Below are 15242 nucleotides of genomic sequence, written 5' to 3' on the forward strand. Positions count from 1 at the left end.
GGAGGTGATCCGGGGACGCCGTACGGCGCCACGAGACGACAACCCTTCAGGAGTCCGTTCGATGAACGCTTCTACGCCTTCGCCTGCCCAGAACCAGGCGTCGACCACCACCCTCTACGGCGGGGTCACCAACCGCCGGGTCACCGTCCGCGACCTCGCCGCCGCCAAGCAGCGCGGCGAGAAGTGGTCGATGCTGACCGCCTACGACGCCCTCACCGCGGGCGTGTTCGACGAGGCCGGCATCCCGGTGCTGCTGGTCGGCGACTCGGCGGGCAACTGCCACCTCGGCTACGAGACCACCGTCCCGGTGACCATGGATCAGATGGTGATGCTCTCCGCCGCCGTCGTCCGCGGCACCAAGCGGTCCATGATCGTCGCCGACCTGCCGTTCGGCTCGTACCAGGAGTCCCCCGCCCAGGCGATGCACAACGCGGCCCGGCTGATGAAGGAGGCCGGGGTCGGCGCGGTCAAGCTGGAGGGCGGGGAGCGCAGCGCCCGCTCGATCGAGCTGCTGGTCGAGGCCGGCGTCCCGGTGATGGCCCACATCGGCCTCACCCCGCAGTCCGTGCACGCCCTCGGCGGCTACCCGGTCCAGGGCCGCGGCGACGAGGCGGCCCACCAGCTGCTCCGCGACGCCAAGGCCGTCCAGCAGTCCGGCGCCTTCGCGGTCGTGCTGGAGGCCGTCCCGGCCGAGCTGGCCGCCCAGGTCACCGAGCAGCTGGCGATCCCGACCGTCGGCATCGGCGGCGGCCCGGACACCGACGCCCAGGTGCTGGTCTGGACCGACATGGCCGGCATGACGGCCGGCCGGGTGCCCAAGTTCGTCAAGCAGTACGCCGACCTGCGCACCGTCCTCGGCGACGCCGCCCGCGCCTACGCCCAGGACGTCCGCACCGGTGCCTTCCCCGCGGCCGAGCACAGCTTCACGTAAGGACCGCCGCCGGCGGCCCCGCTCCCCCGCCGGGAGCGGGGCCGCCGCCGTTCCCGGCCCCGCGGCGGCCGCTGACAGCGGCGTGACAGCGAACCGACAGCGCACCGCCCCGGCCGACAGGGAGCTGACAGCCGGGGCGGACAGCCTGGGGGCATGACACGAATCGCGACAGCCCCGAACGACCGGGGAACCACTTCCGGGAACGCCGTGGAGGTGCGGGGCATCGTCAAGCACTACGGCGAGACGAAGGCCCTCGACGGGGTCGACCTGACCGTCCGGGAGGGCACCGTGCTCGCCCTGCTCGGCCCCAACGGCGCGGGCAAGACCACCCTGGTGCGCGTCCTCTCCACCCTGATCAAGCCGGACGCCGGCACCGCGTACGTCGGCGGCTACGACGTGCTGCGCCAGCCCAAGCAGCTGCGCCGCACGATCGGCCTCACCGGCCAGTACGCCTCCGTGGACGAGCTGCTCTCCGGGTACGAGAACCTCTACCTCATCGGCCGGCTGCTGGACCTCCCGCGCCGGGAGGCCAGGGCCCGGGCCGCCGAGCTGCTGGAACGCTTCTCGCTCACCGAGGCCGCCAAGCGGACCGCCAAGACCTACTCCGGCGGCATGCGCCGCCGCCTCGACCTGGCCGCCAGCATGATGGGCCGCCCCCGGGTGCTCTACCTGGACGAGCCCACCACCGGCCTGGACCCGCGCACCCGCAACGAGGTCTGGGACGAGGTGCAGCGGATGGTCGCCGAGGGCAGCACCGTGCTGCTGACCACCCAGTACATGGAGGAGGCGGAGCAGCTCGCGAACGAGCTGACCGTCATCGACCGCGGCCGGGTGATCGCCAACGGCGCCGTCTCCGAGCTCAAGGCCAAGGTCGGCGGCCAGACCCTCCAGGTCCGCCCGGCCCACCCGGCCGAGCTGCCCGAGATGGCCCGCTGCCTGCACGAGAGCGGCATCCTCAACGCCACCGTCTCCACCGACACCGGGCTGCTCGCGGTGCCGATCACCGGCGAGGAGCAGCTGACCGCGGTGATCGGCGTGCTCGGCACCCGCGGCTTCGCCATCGCCGGCATCGACACCAAGGTGCCCAGCCTGGACGAGGTCTTCCTCGCCATCACCGGCAAGCCCGCGTCCGCCGCCGTGCCCGCCCCCAGCCTCGCCAAGGAGCCCGTCGCATGACCACCGCCACGCTCACCCCCTCCCGGGCCCGGGACACCCGGCCCCCGGCGGAGGACTCCCGGATCGGCCTGACCGGCACCCTGCGCCACGTCGGCGCGCTGACCCGGCGCAACCTGATGCGGATCAAGGCCGACCCGGAGTCGATGTTCGACGCCGTGCTGATGCCCGTCATCTTCACCGTGCTGTTCGTCTACGTCTTCGGCGGCGCGATGGCCGGCGACCAGGACACCTACAAGCAGTACCTGATCCCCGGCCTGCTCGGGCAGACCGGCCTCACCCTCGCGATGGCCGTCGGCACCGGCCTCAACAGCGACTTCCAGAGCGGCGTGATGGACCGCTTCCGCACGCTGCCGATCGGCCGGGCCTCCGTCCTGCTCTCCAAGATCGTCGCCGAGACCCTCCGCGGGCTGCTCTCCTTCGCGATCCTGATCGGCTTCGCGATGTGCATCGGCTTCGAGGTGAAGACCGGACCGCTGGAGGTGCTGGCCACGATCGGCCTGGCCCTGCTGTTCGGCATGTCGATCGTCTGGATCTCGATGCTGCTGGGCATGGCCCTGCGCAGCGCCCAGGCCGTCCAGGGCGTGGCCATGCTGGTCCTGATGCCGATGCAGTTCGGCAGCTCGATCTTCGCCCGGACCGACACCATGCCGGGCTGGCTGCAGTCCTTCACCAAGGTCAACCCGCTCTCGGCGCTGGCCGACGCCTCCCGCTCCCTGCTCAACGGCACGGGTCCGGTGGCCCACCCGGTGATGATCGTGCTGATCTGGTCGGCCGCCGTGACCGCCGTCTTCGCCCCGCTGGCGGTCGCCCGGTTCCGCAAGCGGACCTGACCCCCATGACCACCGTCGGCTCCCCCGGCCCTCGCCGGGGAAGGCCGCCGGGCAGGACGGCCGGCCGCCCCGGACAGGCGCCGGCCGCCGTACGGGCCCGTGCGGCCGGTGACCAGGGGACGGGCACCGGCCGTACGGGCACCGGCTGTACGGGCACCGACCGCCCGGGCCCGACCGCGCCGTGGCTAGCCGAGCAGCCCCTCCAGCAGCTCGAAGACCTGCTCCTGGGTCATCCCGACCCCGCCCGCCCGGGCCTCCTCGTACCCCGCGTCCCCCAGCGACTCCCGCAGGGCCGCCTCCGAACGCGCCCGCTCGACCCGGTCCAGGTAGCCGCCCTTCGGGCCGTTCAGCCCGCCGTGGGCGCCGGCCAGCACGGCCGCCGCCCGGGCCCGCCCGAGGTCCCCGTCGCGCTGGGCGAAGCTGCCCAGCACCGCCGTCACCGCGGGCACCACCATGACCGTCATGTGCTCGGCGAAGCCGCTCGCGGCCGTCACCGCCCGCAGCTGCCGCCAGCCGGCGCGCAGCAGGTCGAGCCCCGCCTCCGGGTCCCCGGCCCGGGCGGTGATCCAGCCGCGGGCGCTCATCAGCATCCCGGTCACCAGGCTCGGCGCGAAGCCGCCGACCCGGACTATGTCCAGCTCGTCCAGCTCGGCCAGCGCCTGCGCGAACTCGCCGCGGTGGGCGTGGATGCCGCAGAGCGTCAGGTGGCCGAACATCAGCGCCCCGGTGGTGGCCTGGTTGAGGCCCGGGGTGTCGATGGAGGCCAGCGCCTCGCGGACGACCCGCTCGCCGTGCTCCATGTCCTGCTCCAGCAGGGCGGTGCCCAGGTTCACCCGCAGGATCGGCACCTCCTGCGGCGCCCCCAGCTCCTCGATCAGCTCGATCGCCCGCGCGTACGCCTCGGCGGCGGCCGCGGCCTCGCCCCGGTTGGCCAGCGACTCGCCGTGCGCGGACAGCGCCTGGGAGATCCCCCAGAGGTCGCCCGACTGCTCGTACAGCTCCAGCGAGCGGGCGCCGTCCTCGATGCTCTGCTCGGCGCCGCTCGGCCAGTCGTTCATCATCCTGGCCCGGACCTGCAGGATGAACGCCAGGTCGCTGGGCCCGCCGTACTGCTCGCAGCCCTGGACGGCGTCGTCCATCAGGTCCTTCATCATGTCCAGGCGGCCGGCCAGGAAGGCGCCGAACACCCGCATCAGCGCCGGGAAGCGGTAGGACTGCGGCAGGTCCGGGGTGTAGGCGTCCATCAGCCGCTGGGCGACCTCGATCGCCTCCGGGTCCCCGAGGACGTCCAGGTTGCCCTCGAACAGCCCGATCAGCCGGAACATCGCGAGCAGCCGGCGGGCCTCCTCGACCACTGCCATCGGCAGCGGCAGGTCGTACGCCAGCACGCCGCGCTCCAGCGGCACCGCCCGCGGGGCGTCCGGGCCGAACGGGTCCGGGCCGAGCGCGGCGATCGCGGTGTACCAGGTGCGCGCCTCCATGCTGTAGCCGCGCAGCGACCAGTACCAGCTCATGCCGATGGCGAGGAGCAGCGCCTGCTCCTCGTCCCGCAGGTCGATCGCGCGGCGCAGCGCCGTCCGGATGTTGTCCTGCTCGCGCTCCAGCACCGTCAGCCAGTGCAGCTGCCGGGGGCCGTGGATCTCCGCGTCGGCGGCGGCGAGCAGGGTGCGGAAGTGCGCCAGGTGGCGGGCCTCGGTGGCGGCGCGCTCGGCGGCGGACCCGGCGAGGCGCTCGGTCGCGTACTCGTGGATGGTCTCCAGCATCCGGTAGCGCGGCAGGCTGGCCCCGTCCAGGTCGGCCACCAGCAGGGACTTGTCGACCAGCGACAGCAGCAGGTCGGCGACCTCGCCGGGGGCCACCTCGACGCCGTCGGCGCAGACCGCCTCGGCGTCCTCCAGCTGCCAGCCGCCCGCGAACACCGAGAGCCGGCGCAGCACCGCCCGCTCCCGCTTGCCCAGCAGGTCCCAGCTCCAGTCGACCACCGCGCGCAGCGTCTGCTGGCGCGGCAGCAGGGTGCGGCTGCCCGCGGTGAGCAGCGCGAACCGGCCGTCCAGCCGGTCGGCTATCTGGCGCGCCGTCATCACCCGCAGCCGGGCCGCGGCCAGTTCGATGGCCAGCGGCAGCCCGTCCAGCCGGCGGCAGATCTCGGCGCAGGCCTCCGGGTCGCCCTGCGGGTCGAAGCCGGGACGGGCGGCGGCGGCGCGCTCGACGAACAGCCGCAGCGCGACCGGGTCGGGCAGCGGCTCGACCGGCAGCACCGTCTCCCCGGGCACGCCCAGCGGCTCGCGGCTGGTGGCGAGCACCGTCAGCCCGGGGCACTCGGCGAGCAGGACGTCGGCGAGGTCGGCGGCGGCCTGGATCAGGTGCTCGCAGTTGTCCAGGACGAGCAACATCCGGCGGTGGCCGCAGTGCTCGACCAGCCGGCGCACCGGGTCCTCGGCCCGCTTCTCGATCACCTCGGCGACCATGCTGGTGCTGTGCAGCACGATCTCGCGCAGGCCGAGCGCGGAGACCACGGCGGCGGGCACCGCGTCCGGGCTCTCCAGCGGGGCGAGTTCGGCCACCCAGACGCCGCCCGGCCAGCCCCCGGCGGCCTGTTCGGCGCGCCCGGCCTCGGTCGAGAGGCTGGTCTTGCCGGAGCCGCCGGGGCCGGTCAGCGTCACCAGCCGACGGTCCGTCAGCATCCCGCGCAGCGCGGCGAGATCGTCCTCGCGGCCGACGAAGCTGGTCAGCCGGCCGCGCAGGTTGCCGACGGTGCGCGGGAGTTGGGGGGCGGCGGCGGGTACGGACGCGGACGCGGGCGCGGCGTGGACCGGCTCCGGCGCCTCCGGGGCGAGCAACTCGGCGTACAGGGACTGGAGTCCGCGGCCCGGGTCGGCGCCGAGCTCCTCGGCCAGGGCCCGCCTGGTCCGCTCGTAGTGGCGCAGCGCCTCGGCCGTCCGTCCGCTCTCGTGCAGCGCCCGGATCATCAGCAGCTGCAACGACTCGTCCAGCGGCTGCCGTTCGCACAGCTCGGCCAGCTCGGCGACCAGGTCGGCGGCGCGGCCGAGGCCGAGGTCGGCGGTGATCCGGTGGCGGCGGGCCTCCTCGCGCTGGGCCTCCAGCCGGACGGCCGGACCGGTGCGGTCCGGCAGGTCGGCCAGCGCGGGGCCGCGCCACAGCGCCAGGGCGGCGCCCAGCCGCTCGGCGGCGAGCGCGTGGTCCCCGGTGTCCAGGGCGCGGCGGCCCTCGCCGGTCAGCCGCTGGAAGTCGGCGAGGTCGGTGGCCGGACCGGTCAGCCAGTACCCGGCCGGGCCGGAGCCGACCTCGTCCCGGCCGATGGTGCGGCGCAGCCGGCCGACCAGGGTCTGGAGCGCGGCGGAGGAGTCCTGGGGCGGCTCTGCCTCCCACACCTCGTCCACCAGCAGGTCGGCCGGCACCGGCCGGCCCTGCCGGAGGGCCAGGGCCGCGAGCAGGGCCCGTAGCCGGGCGCCGCCGATCGGTACCGGGGTGCCGTCGTCGTGGTGGGCCGTCGTGGTTCCGAGGATGCCGTAGTGCACCGGACCATTCTGGTCGATCGGCGGGGGAAGGGCCGCACAATTGTGCAGGGCCCGGCGCCCCGGCGGAACCGACCCCGGGCCCTCGGACGTTCACCGGAGGCGGCTTGTCCGGCCACCGGCCCGCCCGGCATGATCGGTCCCTGCCGGTCCTTCCCGTTCCCTCTGCCCACGGAGCACCCACACCATGACCTTCGCCGCCACGCCGCGCTCCCGCAGCGAGGACCGCCGGATCAGCCCGGTGTTCTGGGTGCTCCTCGCCGTCCTCGGCACCTCCGGCTGGGCGGTGTACCAGGGCTACGGCAACGCCTCGTTCGGGGTGTTCCTGTTCGTGGTCGCGGGCTGGATGGTCTCGCTCTGCCTGCACGAGTACGCCCACGCGCGCACCGCGCTGCACGGCGGCGACATCTCCGTCGGCGCCAAGGGCTACCTCACGCTCAACCCGCTGAAGTACGCCAACGTGCTGCTCAGCTTCGTGCTGCCGATCGTCTTCGTGATCCTCGGCGGCATCGGCCTGCCCGGCGGCTCGGTCTGGATCGAGCGGCACCGCATCCAGGGCCGGCTCAAGCACAGCCTGATCTCGGCGGCCGGCCCGCTGGTCAACCTGCTCATCGCGGCGGCGCTGCTGGTCCCGATCGGCGCGGGCTGGCTGGACGACCCGACCGTGCACGCGTTCTGGGAGGGCCACGAGCTGATCATCTCGCCGTTCTCCGGCGCGCTGGGCTTCCTCGGCTTCCTCCAGCTGAGCGCGGCGGTGCTGAACCTGCTGCCGGTGCCCGGGCTGGACGGCTACGGCATCGTCGAGCCCTGGCTGTCGTACCAGACCCGGCGCGCGATCGAGCCGTTCGCGCCGTACGGGATGCTCGCGGTGTTCGCGCTGCTGTGGCAGCCCCAGGTGAACGAGTTCTTCTTCGGGATCGTCCACGGCCTGATGAACCTGTTCGGCGTGGACCAGGACTACGCGACGCTCGGCCGGTACCTGTTCAGCTTCTGGAAGAACTAGCCCTGCTCGGCGGCCGGCGCTACTCGGCGGCGGCCGCGGTCGCGGCGGCGATCCTGGCCCGGCGGCGGTCCATCCACAGCACGTTGCTGGCCACGCCGGCCAGCGGCAGCCAGATCAGGCCCAGCCAGAAGCCCTGGACCAGCGAGACCACCAGGGCCACGAGCGCGAGGACGACGGCGGCCAGGGCGAAGCGGGACGTGCGAGGCATGGCGGAGGGCTCCTAGAACGGGTGCGGGCGGCCGGGTCACGGCCGCCACCCATTGTCGCCGACCTCACCTCCGGACCGGGTCCAGGGGTGAGGTCGACACGCCTCTGCCCGGATCCGCTCAGACGTCGGTGATCCGCAGGCCCGCGTGGGCCTTGTAGCGGCGGTTGACCGAGATCAGGTTGGCGACCAGCGCCTCGACCTGGTGGGCGTTGCGCAGCCGGCCGGCGAAGATGCCGCGCATCCCGGGGATGCGCGCGGCCAGGCCCCGGACGACGTCGGTGGCCTCCCGGTCGTCGCCGAGCACCATGACGTCGGTGTCGATGCTCTCCACCGACTCGTCCTGCAGCAGCACCGCCGAGAGGTGGTGGAACGCGGCGGTGACCCGGGAGTCCGGCAGCAGCGCGGCGGCCTGCTCGGCGGCGCTGCCCTCCTCCGGCTTCAGCGCGTACGCGCCCTGCTTGTCGAAGCCCAGCGGGTTGACGCAGTCGACGACGATCTTGCCCGCGAGCTCCTCGCACAGCGCGGTCAGGGTGGCGGCGTGGCCGTCCCACGGGACCGCGATGATCACCACGTCGCTCTCCCGGGCGACGGTGGCGTTGTCGGCGCCGCGCACGCCGAGGCCCAGCGCGGCCGCCGAGGCCTCGGCCCGGGCGGCGTCGCGGGAGCCGATGATCACCTGCTGGCCGGCTTTGGCCAGCCGCAGGGCGAGTCCTCGCCCCTGGTCGCCGGTGCCACCGAGGACACCGACCACCAGCTGGGAGACGTCCGGGACCTCGTGGGCCGGGTTTGTCGCTGAATCGAGGGAAGTCATGGGCCGATCCTGCCAAATCCCCGGCCCGGCGGGACATCCTGGCCCGCATGGACGCGGTGAGAGTTTCGGCACTCCGGGAACGGCTGACGGGAACGGGCTGGCTGGAGGAGGTCGGCGGCTTCGCCGGCGCGCTGCGCCGCTCCGTGGAACGCCGCAGCGCGAGCGGGCTGCTGCTGGTCGGCACCGAGGCGTACGAACCCTGGCACCTGGCCGCCCACCTGGACGACGAGGCCGCCTGGTCGGACGTCCCCCGGCTGGCGCCCACCCTGCTGCGGCACAGCCCGCCGGCCGACGCCCCGGCCCACCTGACCCACGACCTGCGGCGGCTCACCGAGGCCGGGCGCGGCGACACCGTGCTGGTGGTGGTCCCCCGGGCGGCCGGCGCCGCGCTGCTGGAGCGGGTGCACGACGCCCGGCGGCGCGGCGCGACCGTGCTCGCGCTGGACGGGGGCTCCGCTGACGCCGACGGGTCGGACGGACCGGACGGGCTCGCCGCACCCGACGGGCCCGGTGGTTCCGGCGGGCCCGGTGCGTCCGGCGGCCGTGGCGAACCCCACGGCCTCGACGAACTCCGCCGGCTCGCGCACGAGCGGCTGACCGTCGGCACCGCCGCCGAGGGGCCGTTCGACCTCGCCCAGCACCTGGTCAGCCTCGCCGCCGGGCAGCGGACCGGCCGCCGCTCCGTCCGGGACCGGCTCGCCGACCTCGCCGGGCGGCTGGCCTCGGGGCCCGCGATCACCCGCTGGTGACCCTGTTCACCACCCGGCCGAAAAGTTCACGCCCCGGTCGAAAACCCTTTGCGGAAGCGGTGGCCGCCACCCGAGGATGACGGTTCGTGAACGTCGACGAACCCCCGCATCCCCCCGTGCCCGGGCGCGCCCGGAGGCTGCTGCACTCGCTGACGCCCGACCTGTCGCCCTGGCGCGCCTCACGCGACTTCCGCTACCTGTGGACCTCCGGCTGCGTCACCAGTTTCGGCGGCTTCCTGACCCTCGTCGCCGTGCCGATGCAGATCAAGGAACTCACCGGGTCCTCCTTCGCGGTCGGCCTGATCGGCGCCGTCGAACTGGTGCCGCTGATCGTCTTCGGCCTGTGGGGCGGCGCCCTCGCCGACGCCCTGGACCGCCGGAAGCTGGTGCTGCGGGCGGAGGTCGCGCTCGGCCTGCTGGCCGGGCTGCTGCTGGTCAACGCCCTGCTGCCGCACCCGCTGCTCTGGCCGATCTACCTGGTCGCCGCGCTGGTCGCGGCCGCCGACGGCATCCAGCGCCCGGCACTGGACTCGCTCCTCCCGCGGCTCGTCCCGCACCAGCACCTGACCGCCGCGTTCGCCCTCAGATCGCTGTACCACAACGCCGCTTCGGTGGCCGGCCCGGCGCTGGCCGGTGTCGTGGTGGCCTTCGCCGGGGTGCAGACCGCGTACGCGCTGGACGTCCTCTCCTTCGCCCTCTCGCTGCTGCTGCTCGTCCGGATCAAGGCGGTGCCGCCGCCCACCGGCGCCGAACGGCCGTCCGTCCGGGCGGTGCTCACCGGGGTCCGCTACGCGTGGAGCCGCAAGGACCTGCTCGGCACCTACGCGATCGACGTCTGCGCCATGCTGTTCGCCTACCCGGTGGCCGTCTTCCCGTTCCTGGCCTCGGAGTTGGGGGCGGACTGGGCGCTCGGCCCGATGTACGCGGCCTCCGCCCTCGGTGCCCTGCTGGTCGGCGCGACCAGCGGCTGGACCTCCCGCGTCCACCGGCACGGGCGGCTGCTGGTGGTCGCCGCCGTCGGCTGGGGCGCGGCGATGGCGCTCGCCGGGCTCACCGAGCACATCGGGCTGGTGCTGCTCGGCCTGGCGCTGGCCGGCGGCGCCGACGAGATCAGCGGGCTCGCCCGCTCGACCATGTGGAACCAGTCCATCCCCGACGAGCTGCGCGGCCGGATGGCCGGCGTGGAACTGCTCAGCTACTCCGTCGGCCCGCAGCTCGGCCAGGTCCGGGCCGGCACCATGGCCGGGCTGGTCGGCGTGCGCGCCGCCGTCTGGGCCGGCGGTGCCGCCTGCGTCGTCGCCGTGCTCGCGGTCGCCGCCGCCCTCCCGAAGCTGCTCGCCTACGACGACCGCACCGACCCGAACGCCGCGGCCGTGCGCGCCGAACACGAGCGCGCCGCACGGGAAGCCGCGCCGACCGCCTGACCGGGCCGGGGTCGGGGGCCCGCCGTGGTTACTCGGCGTCGTCCTTGGGCCGGTCGCTCCAGCGCGGGTCGTTCCGCCACTCGCGGTTGCGCTCGTCCGCGATCCGCAGCGCCTGGGCGGCCTCCTCCGGGCTGCCGTACGGGCCCAGGCGGTCCTTCGCCGGGCACTCCGGGCCCTCTTCGACCTTGTTGTGCTTGATGCAGTAGAACCACTCGCCGGGTTTGCCGGTCGGCTTGCGGTTGAATCCGAGGGGCATGACGCTCTCCCGTTCAGAAGGCCAGAAGGATGGGTCGGTACCGATCATTCCCCGCCCCGGGCCCGGCCGCACACCACCTGGGGCCGCGGAGCCCGACGACTAGACTCGCGGCATGGCTCTCGTACCCGGCATCCAGTCCCCCACCCGCAAGGTCCCGGCGCACATCGCGCGCCCCGAGTACGTCGGCAAGCCCGCGCCGACGCCGTACACCGGGCCCGAGGTGCAGACCGCCGAGACGATCGAGAAGATGCGGATCGCGAGCGGGATCGCCGCCCGGGCGATGGCGGAGGCGGCCAAGCTGATCGCCCCCGGCGTCACCACCGACGCGCTGGACGCCGTCGCCCACGCCTACATGTGCGACCACGGCGCCTACCCGTCCGACCTCGGCTACCGGGGCTTCCCCAAGTCCGTCTGCACCTCGATCAACGAGGTGATCTGCCACGGCATCCCGGACTCGACCGTGCTCCAGGACGGCGACATCGTCAACATCGACGCCACCGCCTACATCCACGGGGTGCACGGCGACCTCAACGCCACCTACCTGGTCGGCGACGTGGACGAGGAGTCCCGGCTGCTGGTCGAGCGCACCCGGGAATCCCTCGACCGGGCGATCAAGGCGGTCAAGCCGGGTCGTCAGATCAACGTCATCGGGCGGGTCATCGAGTCCTACGCCAAGCGCTTCGGCTACGGCGTGGTGCGGGACTTCACCGGGCACGGCATCAACACGTCGTTCCACTCCGGCCTGATCATCCCGCACTACGACAGCGAGCGGGCCACCGAGGTGATCAAGCCGGGCATGACCTTCACCATCGAGCCGATGCTGACCCTGGGCACCTACGACTACGAGATCTGGCCGGACGGCTGGACGGTCGTCACCAAGGACCGCAAGCGCACCGCCCAGTTCGAGCACACCCTGGTGGTCACGCCGACCGGCGCGGAGGTCCTCACCCTGCCGTGACCCACCCGGCCCGGTGGGCGCCCTAACCGATCAGCCACTGCTCCTCGGCGACGGCGCCCACCTCGGTACAGGCGTCGGTGAGCACGTCCAGGACGCGCAGCGGGTCCGGCAGCGGCTGCTCGGGCCCGCGCAGCCACCGCACGTGGGAGCCGTCCGGCAGCGCGGCCGGCGGCAGCAGGGTGTACGAGCCGCGGCAGTGCCAGCGCAGGCCGGGGTGCTCGGACATGGTGTCCGGGGTGGAGTCGAGCGCGCTCGGCCACCACTCGTCCTCGTCCTGCGGGGTGCCGCGGGTGGCGGTGAAGAAGAGGTAGCGGTCCTCGCCGACGGCGGCGACGGGGCCCTCGACGCCCAGCGCCGTCAGCCGCTCCAGCGCCAGCCGTCCGGCCTCCGCCGGGACGTCCAGCACGTCGTGCACCCGGCCGGTGGCGGTGATGAAGTTCGCCTCCGGATCGCGGGAGAGCCAGCGGGAGAGCTGCTCGGGGTCGGTGGTGGCCTGGGTCTGCCAGGCGAAGGAGACCGGGTGCTGCGCCGGGGCCGGACAGGCCACCCGGTCACAGGAGCACCGGTAGCCGGCCGGGTGGGCGGCGGGCGCGAGCGGGAATCCGGCGCGGACCGCGCCGAGCAGCTGATCGAGGTCGGCGGCCGGCCCGTCCGGGCCCCCCGCCCGCTGACGATCACGCTTCTGCCACCAGGTCGTCCACCTGCTGCCGGCTTCCATCGGGCCCCTTCCGCGCAACTGCCGTGCCTGGTGCGACACAGCGTTCGACGTACCACTCCGACGCAACGCACGGCGCCCCCGTCTGCTTCCCGGGGTGCTCGGCCCTGACGTCGGCGCCCTGCCGGCCGCGGCCCGGGGTCACCGGACGGCCGACGCCCGGGTCACGGTACGCAGTCGCGGCAGCACGCTGTCCGCGCCAAATCGGCCGGAGGGCGCGCGGATTCGCGCCTCGCCCGGCCCGTACGGGCCCGCTGACCCGGGTGGACCCCGAGGGCGTAACAGGAAGGATAAGGGTGCGGAGGGCCTCCGGATGACCGGGGGCGGTGCCTCTCCGGTCACACTCCCGGCGACGGCCGCAGGTGCGGCCCACGGGTGCGCCCCGGGCTCGTCCGCGGAGGTGAGACCCTGGAGGGATGAAGAGCGCGGACACCGCATTCGTCGGCGGCCCCCTGGACGGGAAGATCCTCCCCATCCCGCTGGGGCCGATGCTCGGCGTGCCCAAGAAGTACAAGGTCCCGGTCCCCGCGCACGGCGGGACTCCCGCGCGCACACTGGTGTACGTCCGGAGCAAGCAGGTTCGGGGCCTGAGCTGGTTCTGGCGCTACGAGTACGACGAGGCGGCCTCCGGCTGACGGCCGCCCCCTCCCTCCGCGGTCCCCCCGGAGGTCGGCCGCAGTCTCCCCCGGAGGTCGGCATGGCGAGGACGGTACGGCACCCGCGGGACCACTCCCGGGCGGTCCGGCACCACAACCGGGAGGTCGCCGGCGTCACCGGGGTGCTGCTCCTGGCGGTGTGCCTCTACAGCGTGGTCATCGAGCCGAACGCCTGGCTCTGGTTCGGCTGGGCGGTGCTGCTGCTGGTGTGCGTGGCCCTGTTCACGGTCCGGCCGTGAGGCCCTCCCCCCGGCCGCCCGGACCGCTCGGGCCGACCAGGCCGCCCGGACGGCTCGGGCAGCAGCACCGCCCGTCCCGCTCCCCCCGGTCGGTCAGTCATCCTCGGCGAGGATGAGGTACAGCTTCTTCCGGGCCTCGGTCAGCACCGTCAGGCCCTTGGCGCGCTGCGCCTCGGTGCCCGTGGCCATGACCTGGCGGATCGCCTGGTCGACGGCGGCGAGCGCCTGGCCGACCTCCTGGACGGCCTCCCAGTCGACCTCCCGGCCGGCCTCCGCCCACGGCTCGGCCGGCCCGGCGTCGGCCTCGGCCCGGCCCGCCTCGGTGAGCGAGACCAGCCGCTTGCCGCCGACCTCCTCCGCGGTGATCAGGCCCTCCTCCTCCAGCAGCTGGAGGTTGGGGTAGATCGACCCCGGGCTGGGCCGCCAGGCCCCGCCGGTCCGCTCGGCGATCTCGGCGATCATCTCGTAGCCGTGCATCGGCCGCTCCTTGAGCAGCGCCAGCAGCGAGGCCCGGACGTCACCGCGCCGGGCCCGCCCGCCGCGCCGCCCGTGCGGGCCACCGCGCCGACCGCCGTGCCCGCCGAAGCCGTGCCCGTACGGGCCGCCCATCGGCCGGCCGGGACCGCCGCCACCGAACGGCGGGCCGAACCCGCCGAACGCCTCCCGGCCCTCGAAGCCCTCCCCGGGCATCCCCCGGAACTCCGGCCCCGGGCCCGGCCCGCGGCGCCGACCGCCGCCGCCGAGGCCACCGGGGCCGCCACCGTCACCGCCGCGCGGGCCCTCCCAGCGGAATCGCCTTCCTTGACGTTCTGAGCGCATCGCGCCCACCTCCTCGAATCTCTGAGGTTCAACGAGGCAGTCGAGTCACTGTCTCGATAGTTCGACGATATATCGGTGACTGTCGCTCGTCAACGGATTCCGACACGCCCACGGAGCACCGCGCAGCCCCCGCCCAGCCGCTACGGTGGCGGGCATGGCCGCAGAACGAGACCTCGCGACGCTGCTGCGCGGCATGAGCCCGCAGCTCAACCCCGGGCGGTACGTCTACTGCACGCTCCCCGCCCGGGTGCCCGCCGGCATGCGGCCGGTGGTGACCGTCGCCGAACCCGAGGGGGTCACGATGGTGATCGCCCAGGAGGAGGCGGACGCGCTCGGGCTGCGCTACGAGTACGTGGCGGCCTGGATCACCCTGCGGATCCACTCGGCGCTGGAGGCCGTCGGACTGACCGCCGCCGTGTCCGGCCGGCTCGCCGAGGAGGGCATCAGCTGCAACGTGGTGGCCGGCTTCCACCACGACCACCTGTTCGTCGCCGCCGCCGACGCCGACCGCGCCGTCCGCGCCCTGGAGGACCTCGCCGCCGGCTCCGCCTGAGCCCCCGCCCGCCCCCTCCGGGTGGCCGCCGCCGACCGGGCCTTCGACACTGGGAGACGAGCCGCCCCGCCGGGGTAGGCCCCACCGGAAGGAGACGGCCGCCATGGCCATCTGCGTCACCTGCGGCAACGACTACTGGCTGGCCTTCGAGATCAGGACGGTCACCGGCGACACCTACACCTTCGACAGCTTCGAGTGCGCGATGGAGAAACTCGCCCCGCGCTGCGAGCAGTGCGACGTCCGCATCGTCGGCCACGGCGTCGAAGTCGCCGGCATGTTCTTCTGCTGCGCCAACTGCGCCCGCGTCAACGGCGGCCTCGGCGACCAGATCCGCGACGCGGTCGGCGCCCGCCCCGCCTGACCGGCGGGCGGGAAAGG

Annotated in this window: 17 protein-coding genes; 11 read left to right on the plus strand and 6 right to left on the minus strand. The window is 74.2% G+C overall.

The annotated features are described in order from the left end of the window. Positions 1 to 61 precede the first annotated feature (61 nt). The 3 genes from panB to ACFY4B_RS01215 all read left to right on the plus strand — a co-directional run bounded on the left by panB (position 62) and on the right by ACFY4B_RS01215 (position 2937). Complete coding sequence (gene panB / locus ACFY4B_RS01205) at positions 62 to 931, plus strand: 3-methyl-2-oxobutanoate hydroxymethyltransferase (RefSeq protein ID WP_049652786.1); 870 nt, start codon at positions 62 to 64, stop codon at positions 929 to 931. 153 nt (positions 932 to 1084) lie between these two features. After that, positions 1085 to 2107: an ATP-binding cassette domain-containing protein gene (locus tag ACFY4B_RS01210; protein WP_387966165.1), complete on the plus strand. Its 1023-nt coding sequence runs from the start codon at positions 1085 to 1087 to the stop codon at positions 2105 to 2107. Next, positions 2104 to 2937, plus strand: coding sequence for an ABC transporter permease (locus tag ACFY4B_RS01215; protein ID WP_074000854.1), 834 nt, complete (start codon positions 2104 to 2106; stop codon positions 2935 to 2937). The genes ACFY4B_RS01210 and ACFY4B_RS01215 overlap by 4 nt, the downstream gene beginning before the upstream one ends. Before the next feature lie 185 nt (positions 2938 to 3122). On the opposite strand, the gene ACFY4B_RS01220 is transcribed toward ACFY4B_RS01215, so the two are convergent. After that, positions 3123 to 6476, minus strand: coding sequence for an ATP-binding protein (locus ACFY4B_RS01220; protein ID WP_387966166.1), 3354 nt, complete (start codon positions 6474 to 6476; stop codon positions 3123 to 3125). 184 nt (positions 6477 to 6660) lie between these two features. Between ACFY4B_RS01220 and ACFY4B_RS01225 the strand changes: the two genes are divergently transcribed. Continuing rightward, a complete protein-coding gene (locus tag ACFY4B_RS01225) occupies positions 6661 to 7476 on the plus strand; it encodes a site-2 protease family protein (RefSeq protein ID WP_049660242.1) in 816 nt (271 codons plus the stop codon). Positions 7477 to 7495: 19 nt separating this feature from the next. Here ACFY4B_RS01225 and ACFY4B_RS01230 read toward each other — a convergent pair whose 3' ends face one another. Beyond that, complete coding sequence (locus ACFY4B_RS01230; protein ID WP_074000852.1) at positions 7496 to 7684, minus strand: hypothetical protein; 189 nt, start codon at positions 7682 to 7684, stop codon at positions 7496 to 7498. 118 nt (positions 7685 to 7802) lie between these two features. Beyond that, positions 7803 to 8495 (minus strand): NADPH-dependent F420 reductase, encoded by a 693-nt coding sequence (npdG, locus tag ACFY4B_RS01235; RefSeq protein WP_387966167.1) that lies wholly within the window; start codon positions 8493 to 8495, stop codon positions 7803 to 7805. A gap of 47 nt (positions 8496 to 8542) precedes the next feature. Here npdG and ACFY4B_RS01240 point away from each other — a divergent pair, with 47 nt between their 5' ends. Then, entirely contained in the window at positions 8543 to 9244 is a 702-nt protein-coding gene (locus ACFY4B_RS01240) for a hypothetical protein (protein ID WP_387966168.1), read from the plus strand. Positions 9245 to 9330: 86 nt separating this feature from the next. Further along, a complete protein-coding gene (locus ACFY4B_RS01245) occupies positions 9331 to 10668 on the plus strand; it encodes an MFS transporter (RefSeq protein WP_375874052.1) in 1338 nt (445 codons plus the stop codon). Positions 10669 to 10696: 28 nt separating this feature from the next. Here the strand turns inward: ACFY4B_RS01245 and ACFY4B_RS01250 are convergent, their stop codons facing one another. Then, positions 10697 to 10924 carry a hypothetical protein gene (locus tag ACFY4B_RS01250; protein ID WP_074000849.1) on the minus strand — a complete coding sequence of 76 codons (228 nt, stop codon included), beginning with the start codon at positions 10922 to 10924 and terminating at the stop codon, positions 10697 to 10699. A gap of 112 nt (positions 10925 to 11036) precedes the next feature. Between ACFY4B_RS01250 and map the strand changes: the two genes are divergently transcribed. After that, positions 11037 to 11882 carry a type I methionyl aminopeptidase gene (gene map, locus ACFY4B_RS01255; protein ID WP_049659897.1) on the plus strand — a complete coding sequence of 282 codons (846 nt, stop codon included), beginning with the start codon at positions 11037 to 11039 and terminating at the stop codon, positions 11880 to 11882. Positions 11883 to 11904: 22 nt separating this feature from the next. On the opposite strand, the gene ACFY4B_RS01260 is transcribed toward map, so the two are convergent. Beyond that, positions 11905 to 12600 carry a bifunctional DNA primase/polymerase gene (locus ACFY4B_RS01260; protein WP_049659894.1) on the minus strand — a complete coding sequence of 232 codons (696 nt, stop codon included), beginning with the start codon at positions 12598 to 12600 and terminating at the stop codon, positions 11905 to 11907. A gap of 413 nt (positions 12601 to 13013) precedes the next feature. Between ACFY4B_RS01260 and ACFY4B_RS01265 the strand changes: the two genes are divergently transcribed. Together ACFY4B_RS01265 and ACFY4B_RS01270 are read left to right on the plus strand one after the other, a co-directional pair. Beyond that, a complete protein-coding gene (locus ACFY4B_RS01265; RefSeq protein WP_053112518.1) occupies positions 13014 to 13232 on the plus strand; it encodes a hypothetical protein in 219 nt (72 codons plus the stop codon). 62 nt (positions 13233 to 13294) lie between these two features. Then, positions 13295 to 13492, plus strand: a complete 198-nt coding sequence (locus tag ACFY4B_RS01270) for a hypothetical protein (RefSeq protein ID WP_380776478.1) — start codon at positions 13295 to 13297, stop codon at positions 13490 to 13492. Between the two features lie 93 nt (positions 13493 to 13585). Here the strand turns inward: ACFY4B_RS01270 and ACFY4B_RS01275 are convergent, their stop codons facing one another. Next, positions 13586 to 14311, minus strand: coding sequence for a PadR family transcriptional regulator (locus ACFY4B_RS01275; RefSeq protein WP_117487491.1), 726 nt, complete (start codon positions 14309 to 14311; stop codon positions 13586 to 13588). 154 nt (positions 14312 to 14465) lie between these two features. Here ACFY4B_RS01275 and ACFY4B_RS01280 point away from each other — a divergent pair, with 154 nt between their 5' ends. Both ACFY4B_RS01280 and ACFY4B_RS01285 read left to right on the plus strand, forming a co-directional pair. Beyond that, positions 14466 to 14864, plus strand: coding sequence for an ACT domain-containing protein (locus ACFY4B_RS01280; RefSeq protein ID WP_074000845.1), 399 nt, complete (start codon positions 14466 to 14468; stop codon positions 14862 to 14864). Positions 14865 to 14967: 103 nt separating this feature from the next. After that, on the plus strand, positions 14968 to 15225 hold the full coding sequence (locus tag ACFY4B_RS01285; RefSeq protein ID WP_049658025.1) for a hypothetical protein: 258 nt from the start codon (positions 14968 to 14970) through the stop codon (positions 15223 to 15225). The last annotated feature ends 17 nt before the right edge of the window (positions 15226 to 15242 follow it).

The sequence above is a fragment of the Kitasatospora sp. NPDC001261 genome (assembly GCF_042896795.1).
Classification (GTDB): Bacteria; Actinomycetota; Actinomycetes; order Streptomycetales; family Streptomycetaceae; genus Kitasatospora.

Bases quoted from the DNA above. Each gene is read 5' to 3' on its own strand.
- ACFY4B_RS01280 (WP_074000845.1), top strand. From the start codon at position 14,466: ATGGCCGCAGAACGAGACCTCGCGACGCTGCTGCGCGGCATGAGCCCG.
- ACFY4B_RS01260 (WP_049659894.1), bottom strand. From the start codon at position 12,600: ATGGAAGCCGGCAGCAGGTGGACGACCTGGTGGCAGAAGCGTGATCGT.
- ACFY4B_RS01250 (WP_074000849.1), bottom strand. From the start codon at position 10,924: ATGCCCCTCGGATTCAACCGCAAGCCGACCGGCAAACCCGGCGAGTGG.
- ACFY4B_RS01210 (WP_387966165.1), top strand. From the start codon at position 1,085: ATGACACGAATCGCGACAGCCCCGAACGACCGGGGAACCACTTCCGGG.
- ACFY4B_RS01225 (WP_049660242.1), top strand. From the start codon at position 6,661: ATGACCTTCGCCGCCACGCCGCGCTCCCGCAGCGAGGACCGCCGGATC.
- map (WP_049659897.1), top strand. From the start codon at position 11,037: ATGGCTCTCGTACCCGGCATCCAGTCCCCCACCCGCAAGGTCCCGGCG.
- ACFY4B_RS01215 (WP_074000854.1), top strand. From the start codon at position 2,104: ATGACCACCGCCACGCTCACCCCCTCCCGGGCCCGGGACACCCGGCCC.
- npdG (WP_387966167.1), bottom strand. From the start codon at position 8,495: ATGACTTCCCTCGATTCAGCGACAAACCCGGCCCACGAGGTCCCGGAC.
- ACFY4B_RS01230 (WP_074000852.1), bottom strand. From the start codon at position 7,684: ATGCCTCGCACGTCCCGCTTCGCCCTGGCCGCCGTCGTCCTCGCGCTC.
- ACFY4B_RS01240 (WP_387966168.1), top strand. From the start codon at position 8,543: ATGGACGCGGTGAGAGTTTCGGCACTCCGGGAACGGCTGACGGGAACG.
- ACFY4B_RS01265 (WP_053112518.1), top strand. From the start codon at position 13,014: ATGAAGAGCGCGGACACCGCATTCGTCGGCGGCCCCCTGGACGGGAAG.
- ACFY4B_RS01285 (WP_049658025.1), top strand. From the start codon at position 14,968: ATGGCCATCTGCGTCACCTGCGGCAACGACTACTGGCTGGCCTTCGAG.
- ACFY4B_RS01270 (WP_380776478.1), top strand. From the start codon at position 13,295: ATGGCGAGGACGGTACGGCACCCGCGGGACCACTCCCGGGCGGTCCGG.
- panB (WP_049652786.1), top strand. From the start codon at position 62: ATGAACGCTTCTACGCCTTCGCCTGCCCAGAACCAGGCGTCGACCACC.
- ACFY4B_RS01275 (WP_117487491.1), bottom strand. From the start codon at position 14,311: ATGCGCTCAGAACGTCAAGGAAGGCGATTCCGCTGGGAGGGCCCGCGC.